Below are 15,460 nucleotides of genomic sequence, written 5' to 3'. Positions count from 1 at the left end.
GCTTAGGCTGCCTTTCAGCTAATCACTGTTAGTGTAAATTTCAAATCCTAATCTTATATTAAGATTTATCAGATTTTCTTTGAACTGAAATTCTCCGGATCAATTTATAAACCTCAAACCATAACACGGATACTGCAGCCACGGACAGCGCTATTCCCAATTCATATCCACTTAGGGCTGTTACAGCAAAAAATTGGGCAACCGGAGCAACATATAATATCACCGCTAAAAATAGAAGCACAGCGATCGAAATCCCAACGAGCAGCAAGTTTCGGTTTTTAAAACTCTCCAGGATACTATAATGGAAAGATCGATTGGCATAACTCAGTAAAATATTGGCAAAGATTAAAGTAGCAAAAACCATAGCCCTTGTTTTTTCCTCGGTTCCCCCCTGCTGAACAGCAAATTGATAAACAAAAAGAATTCCTATGGTGATTATCAGGCCTTGAACAATGCTGATTCCAAGCTCATTTATACTCAAAAAAGTGTCGCTCATAGCTCTAGGAGGCCGCTTCATGGTATCCTTTTCAATAGGTTCATTTTCATATACGATCGAGCAAGTAGGTCCCATGACCAATTCGAGGAAAATCACATGCACAGGGCTAAAAATCTGTGGAAATACCCAGCCTAAAAACAAAGGGAGTGATACGGTCAAAATAATGGGGATATGAATAGAAATAATGTATTGAACCGCCTTCTTGATGTTTGCGTAAATCCTTCTTCCGGCGGCTATACCGATTATTAACTTTTGTAAATCGTCGTTTGTGATAATCAATGCCGCGGCTGATTTTGCAATTTCAGTACCTTTATTGCCCATTGCCACGCCGATATGGGCTGCTTTTAATGCTGGGCCATCGTTCACCCCATCGCCAAGCATCGCCACGACCTCGCCTTTCTTTTTCAGGGCATTTACAATGGCCAGTTTAGCATCCGGAAACATTCTGGTAAATAGCGTTGTTTGCTCTGCTATCGCCATAATTTCAGCTTCGGACTTGTTTACGATTTCACTGCCATTGACCGGCGCAGACAAAATACGAATTCCGGCCTGAGCTGCTATTGCTTGAGTCGTATCGGCATTGTCGCCGGTAATCACATTGACTTTAATCCCCGCATCATAAATATCTTGAAACACGTCCTGAATACCCTTTTTGGGCGGATCATAAAATACCGTCAACCCTAAAAATTGGAACTCAAATTCCTGTTGATTCGCAGGGAAATTATTGCCTTCGAATGTCGCTTTCCCCACACCTAATAAGCGAAAACCCTGCGCTCCATAGGATTTAACAATAGCCCTAATTTTATTTTTCTCCTTATCGGACAGCTTGGATACGCTAAGTATAGCCTCCGGCGCCCCTTTGGCAGCAATAATCCGATCTTTTCCTGTATTTTCGAAAAGATGGGTCATCATCGGCGGTTTACCCTCTAAAGGATATTCATGAAATAGTGCATATTCCTTTCTGAGGTCCCGCTTTTGCGTTTTTTCATATATTTTATGTAACGTAATTTCCATGGGGTCGAAGGGCACAGGCTCACTGCTCCACATCGCATAATCGATAAGCTCTCTTAAATCGGATTCATCAAACCTTTCCTGATCATAAGATGAATCCGTAGCATAATTATAGAGGTATTTCAATTGCATGGAATTCTCTGTAATAGTCCCGGTCTTATCGGTACAAATCACCGTCGTACTGCCCAAAGTCTCAACAATACTGCTTCTTTTGATGATAATCCCCTCACGCATGAGCTTCCATGCGCCAAGCGCCATAAAAGTCGTAAATGCAACAGGAATCTCTTCTGGCAACACAGACATCGCCAACGTAAGTCCATTGAGCAAGCTCGCCACCAAATTACCACTATCAATAAAACTGTATATACATACGAATAAAAAAATGAGTATACCGACAATGGCCATTGCTTTTACAAACTTTTGGATTTGCACCTGCAATGGCGAAATTTCTTCTTTGATATTCTTTATCGATTCACCGATTTTCCCAACACGTGTCTCTTTACCGATTTCAGTAACTTCAAACACGGCCAGGCCCGAGACCGTAACTGTCCCACTGTAGACCAGATTATCCTCGGACTTACTGTCCTTAAAGACCGAAAAACTTTCCCCTGTCAGCGAAGATTCATTGACAGAAAAATCGTTACTATGTAAAATACGACCATCAGCGTTTATAATTCGACCTTCCTCTGTAATACAGAGATCGCCCACAACAATCTCATGTGTTGGAATTTCACTAACCTTCCCATTTCGAATCACAGTGCTTAATGGTTCATTCAGCTTTTCAAGTTCCTCCAGGGCTTTTTTGCTACGATTGTCCTGATAAAAGGAAATTGCCGTAACGGCAACAATAGCGACAAACATAAATACGGCCTCTCCGTAATTCCCCACAAAAACATAAATCATCGAGATGATAATCAATAGAATCAGCATAGGCTCCTTCAAAATATCCACAAGCAGTTCAAACCATGTATTCTTGTGGCTATCGCTCAATTGATTCCAACCATATTTAGCTCGGGAGGCATGCACCTCAGTTGCGGAAAGACCTTTCAGATTCTCGGGAATATTATATGACATATCGAATGAACTAGGTTGATTAAATATAATGAATAATTCTGGTATACAGGGATTAAAACATCTGTCAGCTATCGTCTCCCTTATCCGTAACATCATGTTACAATCTTTAATTTTCAGCCTTTACTTTTTGTAAAAAAGGAAGGATACAAAACTCATCAACAACAGATTAGCATAAAATTCACCTTCTACTGCTTTTCTTTTATTGAATATTTCTATTACAATCCTATATTTGCGCAGAAATTCACTTGGGGACATTGAATTTCATATTAGCCGAAAGCAATTTTGCGATCATTTTCCAATAATACCAGGACAGCTTCTTGCTATTGAAGTCCTTCTTTGCTACCTATGTTTTCAGACCATGTAAAACACAAACAGAAGCTGAAAACTAAACATATATTGTAAAATATTCTGTACCTATCGTCAGGATATGGAATAGGATCTAAACTTGTTATGGCCTCCATAGTAGTATATTAATAATAAAAATAAGATGGTCATCTTAATTGCAGAAGATAATGAGTTGATATTACGGACAGTTCAATACAAACTGATCAAGGCAGGTCATGAGGTTATCACTACCACCAATGGAAAAGATGCAATTGAAAAGCTCAATACAATGGATCTCGATTTGATCATTACCGACATTATGATGCCGTTTGCTTCAGGAATAGAAGTACTTTCTTCCATAAAAAAGCTCGAGAAAAAAATCCCCGTCATTGTACTGTCCAACATGGGACAAGAAGAAGTCGTCATTGAAGCTTTTGATCTTGGCGCTTCAGATTTTATGGTGAAGCCGTTTAGCCCGGAAGAACTCCTATTGCGGGTCAATCGAGTGACAAGCTACAATCGCAACTAAATCCTTCCCGGATAGCTGGCTCTAACGGGCAGGGTAGCTGTCTTTATTGAAACACCGTTTCAAGTGACTAAATCCATTTCTTCAATAATTTAAAAACCTTGTTCTTTTTAGCATAGGGTGGATAAATCAACGTAGAAACTGAAAATTTAAACTGAAACATGACAGCTCTTTCATGTGAAAATGCCTTAAAGCCAAACTGCCCATGACAGCTGCCCAAGCCACTGCCATTGACACCACCAAAAGGCAAATGAGGGTTGGAAACATGAATCAAAACGTCATTCACACAAGCACCTCCAGAGGACACCTGTTGGAGGATATATTGAATATTGGACTTGTTATTGCTAAATATATACAAAGCCAAAGGCTTTTCAGCACGATTAATCAGTGCTAGAGCCTCTTCTTGGTCTTCATAGGTTATTATGGGAAGTATGGGGCCAAATATTTCTTCCTGCATAATGCTGTTGTCGGCCCTCACATCGATCAACAATGCAGGGCTTAATGTCAGATCATCGGCTAATTGTCCGCCTTCGCGCAGTTTTGCCCCACATGCTATTGCATTGGTGATTAATGAAACAAGACGACTAGCGTGCCTTTGATTAATGATCTTCGCGTAAACTGTTCGATCCAGCTGCCCATCACCGGTGAAAAACATACTTTTAACCGCCTTTAGATAATAGTTTACAAACTCATCCTGCTTATCTTTAGGCAAAAGAACATAATCTGGCGCAATGCAGGTCTGCCCCGCATTGATCAATTTCCCCCAAGCAACTTTGTGGGCAGTCATTTCCAAATCTGCAGTCTCATCTAGTATAACGGGAGATTTTCCACCAAGTTCCAGGGTCACGGAACTGAGATTGCGGGAGGCAGCCTGCATAACCAGTTTGCCTACCGCCGGACTCCCGGTGAAGAAAATATGATCAAAAGGAAGCGCTAATAGTGCTTCGGAAACATGCTGTTCACCTTCAATACAGGCCAATTCCCGTTGGTCAAATCCTTTGGTCAAGATCTCCCCAATAACTGCCGATGTGAATGGGCTATGTTCTGAGGGCTTTAAAATCACACAATTACCCGCTGCAATAGCTGAAATCAAGGGGCTCATGGTGAGCTGAAATGGGTAGTTCCAAGGCGATATAATAAGCGCTGTACCCTTAGGCTGGTAGGTAATTGTGCTTTTAGCAAGAAAATTGGTCATTGAGCGACCAACCTTTCTAGGCTTCATCCATTTTCGTAAATGTCGTATTGCAAATGCTATTTCACCGTAAATAAACAATACTTCGCTTATGGCGGCTTCACTTCGTGACTTCCGTAAATCTTTTTCGAGCGCCGCATAGATTAAATCCTCATGACTTTCAATAAGCGCCCTTAGCTTGTAGAGTTTCTTTATCCGTTCCTCTGCACTGCTAGACCGTAATTCATATTTAAAAAGCTGCTGCTGTTCAAATATTAAACCGATCTGATCGGTTGATGTCTCTTTGTTCATACCAATTGAAGATCAATATTATTATTTTTTTGACGGCATATTATCGATCCATTGACGAATCAGATCCACACCTTCTTGATGTATTATACTTCTGGCCAACTCCGGCATAGCTGTACCCGGTTCCACACTATTCATCCGATAAAGCAGGATAGAATGCTTGGCATCTCCTGGAACCACATCAAAATCCAAGCCACCTGCTCCACCTCCAGCTGAAACAGGAGCTTTACCAATACCAAGGTGTGAAGGAATTTTCACATCATAATCCAGGAAAAGCCCTGTATTATAAGCGTCTCCCCCTTTGGTGTGGCAATGCGCACAGTTCACATCTAAATAGGCTCTTGCCCGTTGTTCCAAACTGAATTTGTTTTCATCAGTCCATATGGGCAATTGCGGTACACTCTTTAGATTGGGCATATTGACCATCCGACCAAGAGAAACCCATTTGGCGAGTTGATTGATCGAATCGCCTAATCGCACAAAATTGAGGTTTCGGGCTTTTGGACCTATGGGCATCAGCTTGGAACTATTGTTATGGCAGCGTTTGCAATCGTTGGTATTGGGTACCATGTAGTTTGTCGTATGCTTGTTGCCAGCATGATCGATCAATGTAATCGGTAGTTTAGCACCACGAATGTGTTTCATCGCATCAGTCTGCGCATCATTCCACAGATAATTCATCACTTTCCAGGCATGATCAGCTGGATCCTTCACCAGTAAGCGCGTCTCTATCAATACTTTTTGCTTTTGTTCATTGATGTAGGAGAAATTCTTTATAATAATTGTTGAGTCGGGAAAATCTAACGGACCATGTTCTGTATAGCCCATTTTCCCCCCTTTTGGCAATACAATAAAGCGGTCTTTAACGGCATAATCAGAAAATAGAGGTGTACTCAGATCGTAGCCCAAGATATCGGCTCTTGCGATTAATTGATTTAGTTTTCCAGTAAAAAAGCCGTATTCGGACAGTCGTTCTTTAAATTCAAAAGAAACAACCCCATGGTCTGATGATTTCTTTTGTCCCTGCCGACAGCTCTGTTGCAGCACTAGCAGGATCACGCTCAATATTCCGGTACAGACGAGGGCAAATTTTGTTGGTTTCACGGTTAATTGCATTGAAAAGGTTGTACATTACTTGAGGGTTTCCACTTCGCTGGTTGACCTGCGTGACTAAAATCTGCGGCTACAAACATATTCTCACCCGGCTGATTGATACAGATGGAATCTGGGTTTTGAGTGCGACCATTCGTGATCACATTACTGGTGATACCATCATACAATATGGCTGGAATTCGCTTATTTTTTCGATCCGGCTCAACGCTATTTAACTGGGCTTCGGTAGCAATAATCAATTGACCGATACGATGCTCATATGCTGCTTGCGGGAATTTATCCCCCATCTTAATGGTGTTTCTATAAATTTTAACATGTGTGGGTATTGGAGAGTAATTTGCATTGATTCGTTCTCCAGCTTTTTCATCGACTGCAAAGCCTGAAGCGATCGTAATCGCAGAGGTATTGTTTTGTTCGATAACGTTATCGTAAATTTCGATATTTGATGTCGAGAGAATAATGATACCACTTCCCGGTGATGCATTCCCTACCCCCCAGAAAGTTCCGAAGCTCCCACCTTTGGCAAAATTTTTAAAATTATTAGCATAGATTTTATTGTGATACGCCTTTACTCTTCCACCCCGCTGTGAAAGTTCAGGCAGATCAAAAATCAGAAATCCGGCTGTATTTCCATAGAATTCATTATCATAAACTTCAGCATCTGTTGTATTTTCAATTTCACATCCAGCCACATTTTTCGTTGCCTTGCATTTACGCACAATAACACCTTTTGTCTGTCCCACATAAATACCGGCATCTGAAGCCCCTTCGGCATAACAATTCTCGACAAGCACATTCTTACAGAGCACAGGATAAATCCCATATCCACCACTCGTAGAATCGGCCGAGCTCCATATACTATGAAGGTTTGAAATGACAACGTCTTGACTATTGTTTATCTTCAACAGATCTCCTTTTGAATCACGAATGGTCATATTCCCAATCGTTAAACCTTTCACATCGGTAACCCGTATTCCCTCTCCCCCCTGTGTTTGACTGGAAAAATCAATAATTGTCTTATCATAGCCCTCACCTTCAATTTTAATATGATTTACTTGTGCGATACTCAAATTATCGAAGGAGTATTTCCCGGCTTTTAGCACGATGTTGGTGCTATCTTTAATGGAGAGGAAAGCTTCCTCAATAGCCTCTTCCTGTCCAGGAGTAAACGTTAGGACTTTGTAACTGTCTTTCGATTGGTCGGCACAACTGTACATCAAGAGAGCTGTGACCGCAATACCGATCAATTGTTTTAAATATCTTTTCATGGTCTGATTTATTTAATTTTGATTAGAAAATATTATAAGCATAAGTGACATAATATACTGCACCTATACGTGGATTAGCAATACCTGTAGAATAGTATTTGTTTGTAATATTGGTTCCGCCAATGCGAATTCCGGAACGAGCCTTAACAAACTTATAGCTCACTTGTGCATCGATCACCGCCGAGCTTGGCACTTGGCCTGCGGCAAGCCCCCCAGACACGACATAATAGTAGCCCGGTTTATAACGTAAGGAAGTACTAAACGACCAAACTTGTTTTTTTCCAAAGCCACTATTCGCGAATTCAAAATTAAAGTGATAGTGTGGTGTATTGAAGTTGTTAATTTGACTATTGTTTTTATTTTTTAGGTAGTCAGAATAATAATTGGCCTTGGTTACAAAATTCCGACCTAGATCCAAACTAAGACTAGCGGCGTATCCATAGGTATTTACGGTCTCTCCGCCATTAAAGGCGATATTATACTGCACATAGGTTGCATGATCTTTAAACGCATTGTAATCATTGCTTCCAGGAGTATTAGCAACATTGGCATAGCCAATAAAATTCTTCCAAGTTGAAAAATAGCCTAACACATCGATCATCACCCGCTTACCCAACATAGCTGCATAACCCAGTTCGAAAGCATTAACCGACTGCGGTTTAATATCATCAAATTTAAATTTCTGAAGTACGGTTGGATCGTTCGATTGCTGAAACTTCTGCACGCTTTCCAAGGTATAAGGAGGATAGCGGTCAAACTGATAATTATCGATCAACAGCAGCGATGAACCACCGGAGGAATAGCTATTATAACCATTTAAGGTATTTTGTAAAGCTTGTATATTGGAGGGGAAACTATACGCATTCTGATAAGAAAGGCGTAAATAATTCTGATGAAACAGATCAAACACCAGTGATGCCCGTGAAGTTAATTTTGGTTGAGCAAACAACGTATTCTTATCGTAACGGAATGAGGTAGCAATATTCAAGCGATCGTCCAATACTTTTTTGGCGAGTTGCAGGTATGCACTGTACTCTTTTACATGAATTGGCTTATCCTTATCTGGGAATAATGTATTTTTTGAATTTAGATTGTACAAACGCCAATTGACACCTGCAATCACCTGCATAAATTTCACGAGATCGGAGAAATTATATTGTGCTTCGGCATTGTATAATTTGCTGCGGTCCAAGAACAGCGTTCCGCCCTGCGATATTGGTGTATTGCTGATACTGTCTTTCAGTCTATTGAACAGTGGTGTTCCGAGTTCTGCACGTCCTTGGTCGGCTAGCGTGCGCGCTGCTAAATGAGCGTCTGTGAGTGAAGTACCCGAAGCAAGTGCATTTAAGAGACCAGCAGTATATTCAGGATACCAGCCACCTGTTCCTCCATCGTAACTTGTTTTCCACGATTCATTAATATATTGTGCTGTCGGCCCTGCAACCAGTGTTCTCCCTGAATTTTCCTGGGTTGTGTACGTTCTGAAAAACCATTTATCTCCACGAAGTTCCAATCGATATTGCCCTACCTTAAATCCTTTCAGCTGATAACGCGTATCGTTGGTATACACAATATTGCCTGTACCAAAAGTGGCTGAAGCTATGGCTTCAATATTTGTGGAAACCTTGTAACGGAATTCACCATTGATTTTAAAGAGCTTGGCTCTATTATCGAGATAGCCATATTCAGGATATCCAGTCCGGGCAACATAATTCGGATTTTTCAGTAAGGGTTCGATTAAGGGGGCCAATTCCGGATTTCCCTGCAGTGCACCTTCCAAAAAGGGATTGATATCGGTCGAAGTCGCTCCGCCATACAGGTTAACTCCATTATAGTTTGGATCTGTCAGCGCTGTCCCCGGACCATTTTTGTTGGTTTCATCGTTGGCTACCCAATCTTTTGCCTGTGTATACTGGCCATTGAGCTTGAAAGCAATTTTATTCCCCATTTGTTTTGCGTAGCGGATAGCCCAATCATAGTAAGGTGACGTAGGCACCGGATCATTGTTTTTTTTAGGATTAATATGGTTTACACCTTGAGTTACCAGTACACTTAATCCTTGATATTTAAACGGATTTTTGCCTGTGGCCACCATCGTACCATTCAATCCTCTTGAACCATACAGGGCCGAAGATGCTCCAGACAGCACCTCTATATTATCGACATCAAGCTGGGTTAGCCCGATGACTGACCCGAGCGGAAAATTCAGACCGGGCGCCTGATTATCCATCCCGTCTACGATCTGCGTAAAGTTGGTATTCCCACTGGTATTAAATCCCCGCGTTGTAACACTGGTAAAACCAATACTGGATACGGTAACATCGACTCCCCTCAAACCTTGAAGCATATCCATGTAATTTAATTGTGCAGCATTACGAATGTCTTTGCTGCTCATTTGCTCAATTGTTACTGGAGCGGATAGTTTACTCTGTACGGTTCTACTTGCAGAAACAACAACCTCCTGCCCCAAAATGGGGGACAAATTCAACGAAATACGCAAAGGCGATGACAGGTTATTCACCAAAACTTCTTTCGATTCATATCCAATAGCGGAAATATAGAGCGTAATGGGTAGTGGTTTGTTTGTTTTCAGCTGAAAACGCCCTCGATCATCTGTAAAAGTACCTTCCTTTCCGTCTTTTACGTGGATCGAAACGGCATAGGCCGGCTCGGATGTCGAGCTATTACTGACCTGCCCATTGATGATCTGTTGTGCAGACAAGCTAAATGGCACACAGATACAGAGAATCTGGATTAATAAGGCAATTTTTTTCATGTTTATATTGGTTAGCGTATTATTATCGCTTCAATGCTTCACCTTACCCACCATGATTCTCCTAAATGGACAATCGAGAATTAGATTCTAAGTCCCCTAAAAATTAGGCCGACTAGAAATTTGGTATCCCGAAGACTTTGTGCATAGTCAATTTCGACCTGCCGCTTCAGTATTGCCTGTTGTTCTGTACTATGTTTTAATGCATTAGCAAAATTTATAAGTACAGAAGCTATATTTTCAGGATCTGTTAGATCCAATTTTTCATGTGCAATGGCTTGCGTAAGAAGCTTCGTAAGAAAAGCTTTCTCTTGCACCATCATGGCATCATATAGTTCAAAAAAACGAGGTAAAATCTTATCAAGTGATTCGACAGACACCCTGTTCATATTGAGCACATTGGTATAATAGTTCAATCTCGATTCTAAATAAAAAGAAATCTGATTCTCCACGCCCTTCTTTTTCAATGTACTTTTTTGTAATGTATCGATAAAAGATTGTCCCTCTCGTATGGCTACTTCAATAAAAATATCCTCTTTGTTCTTGTAATAATAATAAAGAGACGTTTTGTTCAATCCCACAGTTTTAGCAATGTCTTCCAAGGTTGTTTTTTCCAATCCATAACGCTCGAAACATTCCATGGCCGCCTGTCCAATTCTTTCTTTGACCTGTTCCTTTTTGTTCATCTAAAATAAAGTTAGTAATATATTTTTCAATTTTCANNTGAAAATTGAAAAATATATTATGATGCAAAACCAACACTGTTAAAAGTCAGCCACATACAGACTTAACATGTTACTCCAAACATAGATAAATTGATTTTTAAATAAAAGAAGTATGCGATCTTATTCAGATAATTCGCTATAAAACTGTCTTTACTGTCAATTTTTAAAGGTTCAGTTTTCTTTTCATCAACATATCTCTCGTTTTTAGGTTTCGAGAGCATAAGATGGTAATCAAATTAACCCAACTGTTAATTCAGCTAATGTACGCTGTAAGAGTCCGATTAGACTGAGAAATTATCCTATTATATTCAACTAACCGACTCTTTCCAATGTATATTGGAAGATTCTGCTATAAATACAAAATATTACCACACATCACGATTTGATGCCTTAAGGCTTTCCCGAGCGTAATTCGCTACTTCATCATTTTCGTCTCCGGTTTTTAAACGTACCTGCAGATTTTCTAGCCAGTCGGCTAATGCATCTAAAGCCGTTTCACCGTTTCCGAAAATGCCTTGATGCGGATCGGGCCCCAGTAAACACCAATACGATGTTTCTTCTTTAAAAACAACAGGACGTAGCTCACGAATTTCAAAAGGTAATTCTTCTGAATCAAAATCCAGTGGCACAATTTTATCTTCAGGTATTTTCATCTGTTCCATAACCCATTTCTATTTTTTTTAAATCTTCCTCTGGCCAGGTAAGCAGCTCCTTCAACAAATATATTTTTGGTCCTCCATCTGCTGTATCATCAGCAAACTGTTGTAGAAATCCCTGTAGATCACCTTCAACTTTAATTAATTTTCCATCCTGAAGAACATCATATCCCGCTGCAATCCATTCTTCAATCTTTTCGGTATTGATTTGTAGTTTCTCCATTTTCCGTATTTTGTAGCATCTTACATGCTGTCTTATAACATCTAATAATAGTTCATCGATAAAAAATAGTCCAGCGCACTAATTATACCTTAAAAAAACAGACTTTCTGTGATTAGAACACACGCTAGCAAAAACGGTTGGCTTTATTTTTAGATTATGCACAAAAAAAGACATTAAAAAAGAAGCAGTTACAGATCATTTATTGTTTATCAAAATATTAAAAAAATCTTTGGCAAACTATTTGTTTGAACAGCGAAAGTTTTCTAATCGAAAACGCACAACTAATATTTTTTTAAATTATCATGAAAAAAGTAATTCTACCTTTTCTAACACTTTTTACGCTACTATTTGCTGCTCATCAGCAAGCAAACGCACAAACTCCCTATCGGACAGCCATTGGTCTTGGAATAGACGTCGGCGATGGTCAAACGCTATTCGGTCCACAGATAAAACACAATTTTGGTGGAAATGACGCCGGAAATGCACAAGTATTATTTGGAGACAATATTACTGTTATCGGTGTGGATTATTCATACAATAAACGTATTCCTGGATCTCGAGGTCTTTCATGGTACATTGGTGTTGGTCCACAAGTTTCATTTATTGATTATGGTAAATGGCACGACGACTGGTATGACGACTACCATTGGAAAGATGGAAAAACACATACTGACTTTGCGATCCGTCCAGCCTTGGGTCTAGAGTTCAAAATACCTTCGGCACCATTAGCCATGCATTTCGACTGGAAACCTTGGTGGAATCTTTCTCATGGTTCTAATTTCGAACCGTCGCGTTTTTCTTTAGGATTTAAATTCGTTTTGAAATAGTATAACGCGGATACAAATAACAAAAATCCTGCTCATCGTTCGTATGGCAGGATTTTTTGTTTCACAACTGCAATTTCACCATTTCATGAATGATTAGATTAGCCTAGAAATCAGTATAACACTATCCCTCAACCTGATATTCGATCGGTTGTCCGGTAGCGATCTCCCGTTCCAATATTTGTTCCGGAGAAAGATGTTCCAAAAACATAATCAGTGCCCTAAGGCTATTGCCATGCGCAACAACAAGTACATTTTTGCCTTCTTTCAGTTTAGGTGCTATAAAATGTTCATAATATGGAATAACACGTTCGTATGTATCTTTAAGACTTTCCCCTCCTGGTGGCGGAACATCAAAAGACCTACGCCAGATATGCACTTGTTCGGCACCATATTTTTTGGCCGTTTCAGCCTTATTCAAGCCCTCAAGTTGTCCGTAACCACGTTCATTCAAAGCAGCATTTATAACAATGGGGACGGAAGGATTGCCCATTTCATGTAAAATAATCTTTAATGTATGCTGTGCTCTCATAAGCGCTGAAGTATAAGCTATATCAATTCGTTCATTTGCCAAAGCCTTTCCCGCCTGCCGAGCTTCCTGTTGTCCCAATTCGGTAATATCAATATCTTGCCAACCCGTAAAGCGATTTTCCAAATTCCATTGCGATTGTCCATGCCGTACTAAAAAAAGTTTTGCCATTATTTATCCTAAGTTTTTTTAAAACTGTCGCCCACCACAGGGCCAACGCCATATATAATAACGATACATTCCATTTTGTTTTATTTATACTTTGAATGCTTTTCTAACCGTCTAAACTAAGTATCAAACTACTGCTATAGGCTACCACAGATTCCTTAGCTGAAAAAATACAAGCACATATTCGCCCTCATATTTGTATATACTTACCGTTTGTATATGCGAATTGACAACTAATTGTACGGCAAAATCATCCTCACCCTTAAAACAAATAATTTAAACAACTATAAATCAACAAAATAAATTAATATAAATTATTTAACACTTTTTAATTCTACACAATGTAGAATATATTCTATATTTGTAGTATGAATAAATTATCAGCTACGGAAGAACAATTGATGGGCTACATTTGGGACATGAAAAAAGCTTTTATGAAAGATCTTATGGAAGCGTATTCTGAACCTAAACCGGCGCCAACAACTGTTGCTACATTATTGAAGAGAATGACTGAAAAGGGGGCGATATCTTATGTGCTTTATGGAAATTCGAGGGAGTATTATCCACTAATCGATAAAGACAACTATTACTTAGCACATGTAAATGATATTGTAGAAACCTACTTCGACAATTCAGCATTAAAATTTGCTTCTTTTTTCACTAAACAATCTCAGCTGAGCAAAGAGCAATTGGAGGAACTGAAAAATATAATTGATTCCGAAATTAAAAATAAAGAGACATGATGCTATATATTGGAAAACTGATAGCCTGTTCGGGTTTACTGTATCTCATTTATTGGTCAGTACTACGCAACCAGAAGTCGTTGCTATTCAACCGCTGTTATTTACTTGGGATTATCCCTTTATCTGTCATCATTCCAATGATCCAAATCGCTGTCCCATATGATGTTTTCAGCTTATTGAATGACAGAGACAGCGATGCAATCCCGGTCGGACCGATTATTACACAGCCCGCAACGGATTCAGCACTCTTCAATAATGATTATGTCGATTGGTACAACCTCGCTCTGCTAGTTTATGTAATTGTCGCCATTGCATTACTCTTGAAACAGATTTGGTTGTACCGCAAATTCCTGTATTATATCCGAAGTGCCACACCGACTCATGAACAGTCTATTTATTGCATACGTGGTTTAAAAACACCTTTTTCTTTTTTTCAAAAAATTTATGTTCCCAAAGAGGCCTATCAACAGGGCGATATTGATCAGTCAATTCTAACGCACGAACGGGCCCATGCCAATCAACGCCATTCAATGGATGTACTTTTTATACAGCTCTTGGCTATATTTTTTTGGTTCAATCCCTTTATTTATCTCATTCAAAAATCGATCCGACAAACACATGAATACCTTGCAGATGATGCAGTAGTCAAGATTCATGAAAAGTTAAGATACCAACATTTAATTATCGAGTGGAGCATGTCCACCCCTGATATAAACACATTACCGGCCAGTAATTTTAATTTCTTAACAACAAAAAAACGATTAATTATGTTACAAAAAAGAACAACCCGAAGTAAACTCTTGTTAATGCCTGGGCTTACTTTATTACTGACAGTAGCGATATCCACGTTGTTTTCAACACATGTGGAGGCACAGAAAACAACGCCGACTACGCCAAAAAAAGCCGCGACAGCCAACACTGCAATAACACCGCCTGCATCACGGCAATCGGAGGCTCCTAAAACTAGTGGAAGAATTCCTAAATCACCAACAAAAGAGATGGCTCCACCAATAAAATCCCAGCAGAGGTCTTCTTCTCAACAGGAAGGTAATGTACGTTTCCCGGAACCTCGGAAAAAACCTGCCCCACCTCAAAATTCCCCAAAAATAATCGATGAGGTACATGTGGAGCGAATCAAATTTGCGGAGCCTCGAAAAGAGTCTACACCATCAAAAAGAGTTTCACCGATAGCCGAAGAAGTGCAAGTAGCCCCTAAAATTGAGGAAGTATGGGTCGAAGATATTCAACCGCGTCAACCAAAGCGGATCAATCTTTCTGCCAATGCCAATGTCAGTTCAAATCAAGATCAAAAAGACATTCAAGTTAAGGAGGAAAAGCCTATACGGATTTCCCTAAAAGTGAAACCCGAAGTGGAAGTAAATACAGTGAATAAAAAATAGCGAACGGAATTTTTCGAAATGCAATAAGAGGAATACAATTCCTCTTATTGTGATATATCCACTTCTCTCGACTACACACCTATAAACCAACATGTTGTTTAGATTATTCAGAATCTAATCCAGCAAC

General features: G+C 39.7%; 13 protein-coding genes. 4 read left to right on the top strand and 9 right to left on the bottom strand.

What is annotated here, in order from left to right; all coding sequences use genetic code 11:
• Positions 1-58: 58 nt before the first annotated feature.
• Entirely contained in the window at positions 59-2,581 is a 2,523-nt protein-coding gene (locus B3600_RS06090; protein ID WP_070564720.1) for a cation-translocating P-type ATPase, read from the bottom strand.
• A gap of 487 nt (positions 2,582-3,068) precedes the next feature.
• Between B3600_RS06090 and B3600_RS06085 the strand changes: the two genes are divergently transcribed.
• On the top strand, positions 3,069-3,434 hold the full coding sequence (locus B3600_RS06085) for a response regulator transcription factor (protein ID WP_286752397.1): 366 nt from the start codon (positions 3,069-3,071) through the stop codon (positions 3,432-3,434).
• 67 nt (positions 3,435-3,501) lie between these two features.
• On the opposite strand, the gene B3600_RS06080 is transcribed toward B3600_RS06085, so the two are convergent.
• The 7 genes from B3600_RS06080 to B3600_RS06050 all read right to left on the bottom strand — a co-directional run bounded on the left by B3600_RS06080 (position 3,502) and on the right by B3600_RS06050 (position 11,669).
• The gene (locus tag B3600_RS06080; RefSeq protein ID WP_286752396.1) at positions 3,502-4,914 is read right to left on the bottom strand and encodes an aldehyde dehydrogenase family protein; all 1,413 of its coding nucleotides are present in this window, start codon (positions 4,912-4,914) and stop codon (positions 3,502-3,504) included.
• A gap of 21 nt (positions 4,915-4,935) precedes the next feature.
• On the bottom strand, positions 4,936-6,015 hold the full coding sequence (locus B3600_RS06075) for an SO2930 family diheme c-type cytochrome (protein WP_286752395.1): 1,080 nt from the start codon (positions 6,013-6,015) through the stop codon (positions 4,936-4,938).
• Positions 6,016-6,017: 2 nt separating this feature from the next.
• The gene (locus B3600_RS06070; RefSeq protein WP_286752394.1) at positions 6,018-7,292 is read right to left on the bottom strand and encodes a parallel beta-helix domain-containing protein; all 1,275 of its coding nucleotides are present in this window, start codon (positions 7,290-7,292) and stop codon (positions 6,018-6,020) included.
• A gap of 22 nt (positions 7,293-7,314) precedes the next feature.
• A complete protein-coding gene (locus B3600_RS06065) occupies positions 7,315-10,068 on the bottom strand; it encodes a TonB-dependent receptor (protein ID WP_286752393.1) in 2,754 nt (917 codons plus the stop codon).
• An 80-nt stretch (positions 10,069-10,148) separates the two neighbouring features.
• Positions 10,149-10,751: a TetR/AcrR family transcriptional regulator gene (locus B3600_RS06060; protein ID WP_046673894.1), complete on the bottom strand. Its 603-nt coding sequence runs from the start codon at positions 10,749-10,751 to the stop codon at positions 10,149-10,151.
• A 404-nt stretch (positions 10,752-11,155) separates the two neighbouring features.
• The gene (locus B3600_RS06055) at positions 11,156-11,452 is read right to left on the bottom strand and encodes a hypothetical protein (protein WP_112373707.1); all 297 of its coding nucleotides are present in this window, start codon (positions 11,450-11,452) and stop codon (positions 11,156-11,158) included.
• Positions 11,430-11,669: a hypothetical protein gene (locus B3600_RS06050; protein ID WP_286752392.1), complete on the bottom strand. Its 240-nt coding sequence runs from the start codon at positions 11,667-11,669 to the stop codon at positions 11,430-11,432. Before B3600_RS06050 ends, B3600_RS06055 begins: the two co-directional genes overlap by 23 nt.
• Positions 11,670-11,971: 302 nt before the next feature.
• Between B3600_RS06050 and B3600_RS06045 the strand changes: the two genes are divergently transcribed.
• The gene (locus B3600_RS06045; RefSeq protein WP_046671657.1) at positions 11,972-12,496 is read left to right on the top strand and encodes a hypothetical protein; all 525 of its coding nucleotides are present in this window, start codon (positions 11,972-11,974) and stop codon (positions 12,494-12,496) included.
• A gap of 121 nt (positions 12,497-12,617) precedes the next feature.
• Here B3600_RS06045 and B3600_RS06040 read toward each other — a convergent pair whose 3' ends face one another.
• Complete coding sequence (locus tag B3600_RS06040) at positions 12,618-13,193, bottom strand: 2,3-bisphosphoglycerate-dependent phosphoglycerate mutase (RefSeq protein WP_112373709.1); 576 nt, start codon at positions 13,191-13,193, stop codon at positions 12,618-12,620.
• Between the two features lie 365 nt (positions 13,194-13,558).
• Between B3600_RS06040 and B3600_RS06035 the strand changes: the two genes are divergently transcribed.
• Both B3600_RS06035 and B3600_RS06030 read left to right on the top strand, forming a co-directional pair.
• Positions 13,559-13,933, top strand: a complete 375-nt coding sequence (locus tag B3600_RS06035; protein ID WP_112373710.1) for a BlaI/MecI/CopY family transcriptional regulator — start codon at positions 13,559-13,561, stop codon at positions 13,931-13,933.
• Positions 13,930-15,333 (top strand): M56 family metallopeptidase, encoded by a 1,404-nt coding sequence (locus B3600_RS06030; RefSeq protein ID WP_112373711.1) that lies wholly within the window; start codon positions 13,930-13,932, stop codon positions 15,331-15,333. Before B3600_RS06035 ends, B3600_RS06030 begins: the two co-directional genes overlap by 4 nt.
• The last annotated feature ends 127 nt before the right edge of the window (positions 15,334-15,460 follow it).

Source organism: Sphingobacterium sp. UBA2480, from assembly GCF_002341965.1.
Taxonomy (GTDB): Bacteria; Bacteroidota; Bacteroidia; order Sphingobacteriales; family Sphingobacteriaceae; genus Sphingobacterium; species Sphingobacterium multivorum.
The sequence above is the reverse complement of the archived record's forward strand: the minus strand, read 5'-3'. Positions and strand labels throughout refer to the sequence as shown.

What these genes read in the sequence shown, in the direction of transcription:
- B3600_RS06085 (WP_286752397.1), top strand. Translation starts at nt 3,069, where the DNA reads ATGGTCATCTTAATTGCAGAAGATAATGAGTTGATATTACGGACAGTT.
- B3600_RS06090 (WP_070564720.1), bottom strand. Translation starts at nt 2,581, where the DNA reads ATGTCATATAATATTCCCGAGAATCTGAAAGGTCTTTCCGCAACTGAG.
- B3600_RS06030 (WP_112373711.1), top strand. Translation starts at nt 13,930, where the DNA reads ATGATGCTATATATTGGAAAACTGATAGCCTGTTCGGGTTTACTGTAT.
- B3600_RS06060 (WP_046673894.1), bottom strand. Translation starts at nt 10,751, where the DNA reads ATGAACAAAAAGGAACAGGTCAAAGAAAGAATTGGACAGGCGGCCATG.
- B3600_RS06080 (WP_286752396.1), bottom strand. Translation starts at nt 4,914, where the DNA reads ATGAACAAAGAGACATCAACCGATCAGATCGGTTTAATATTTGAACAG.
- B3600_RS06070 (WP_286752394.1), bottom strand. Translation starts at nt 7,292, where the DNA reads ATGAAAAGATATTTAAAACAATTGATCGGTATTGCGGTCACAGCTCTC.
- B3600_RS06040 (WP_112373709.1), bottom strand. Translation starts at nt 13,193, where the DNA reads ATGGCAAAACTTTTTTTAGTACGGCATGGACAATCGCAATGGAATTTG.
- B3600_RS06050 (WP_286752392.1), bottom strand. Translation starts at nt 11,669, where the DNA reads ATGGAGAAACTACAAATCAATACCGAAAAGATTGAAGAATGGATTGCA.
- B3600_RS06045 (WP_046671657.1), top strand. Translation starts at nt 11,972, where the DNA reads ATGAAAAAAGTAATTCTACCTTTTCTAACACTTTTTACGCTACTATTT.
- B3600_RS06055 (WP_112373707.1), bottom strand. Translation starts at nt 11,452, where the DNA reads ATGGAACAGATGAAAATACCTGAAGATAAAATTGTGCCACTGGATTTT.
- B3600_RS06065 (WP_286752393.1), bottom strand. Translation starts at nt 10,068, where the DNA reads ATGAAAAAAATTGCCTTATTAATCCAGATTCTCTGTATCTGTGTGCCA.
- B3600_RS06035 (WP_112373710.1), top strand. Translation starts at nt 13,559, where the DNA reads ATGAATAAATTATCAGCTACGGAAGAACAATTGATGGGCTACATTTGG.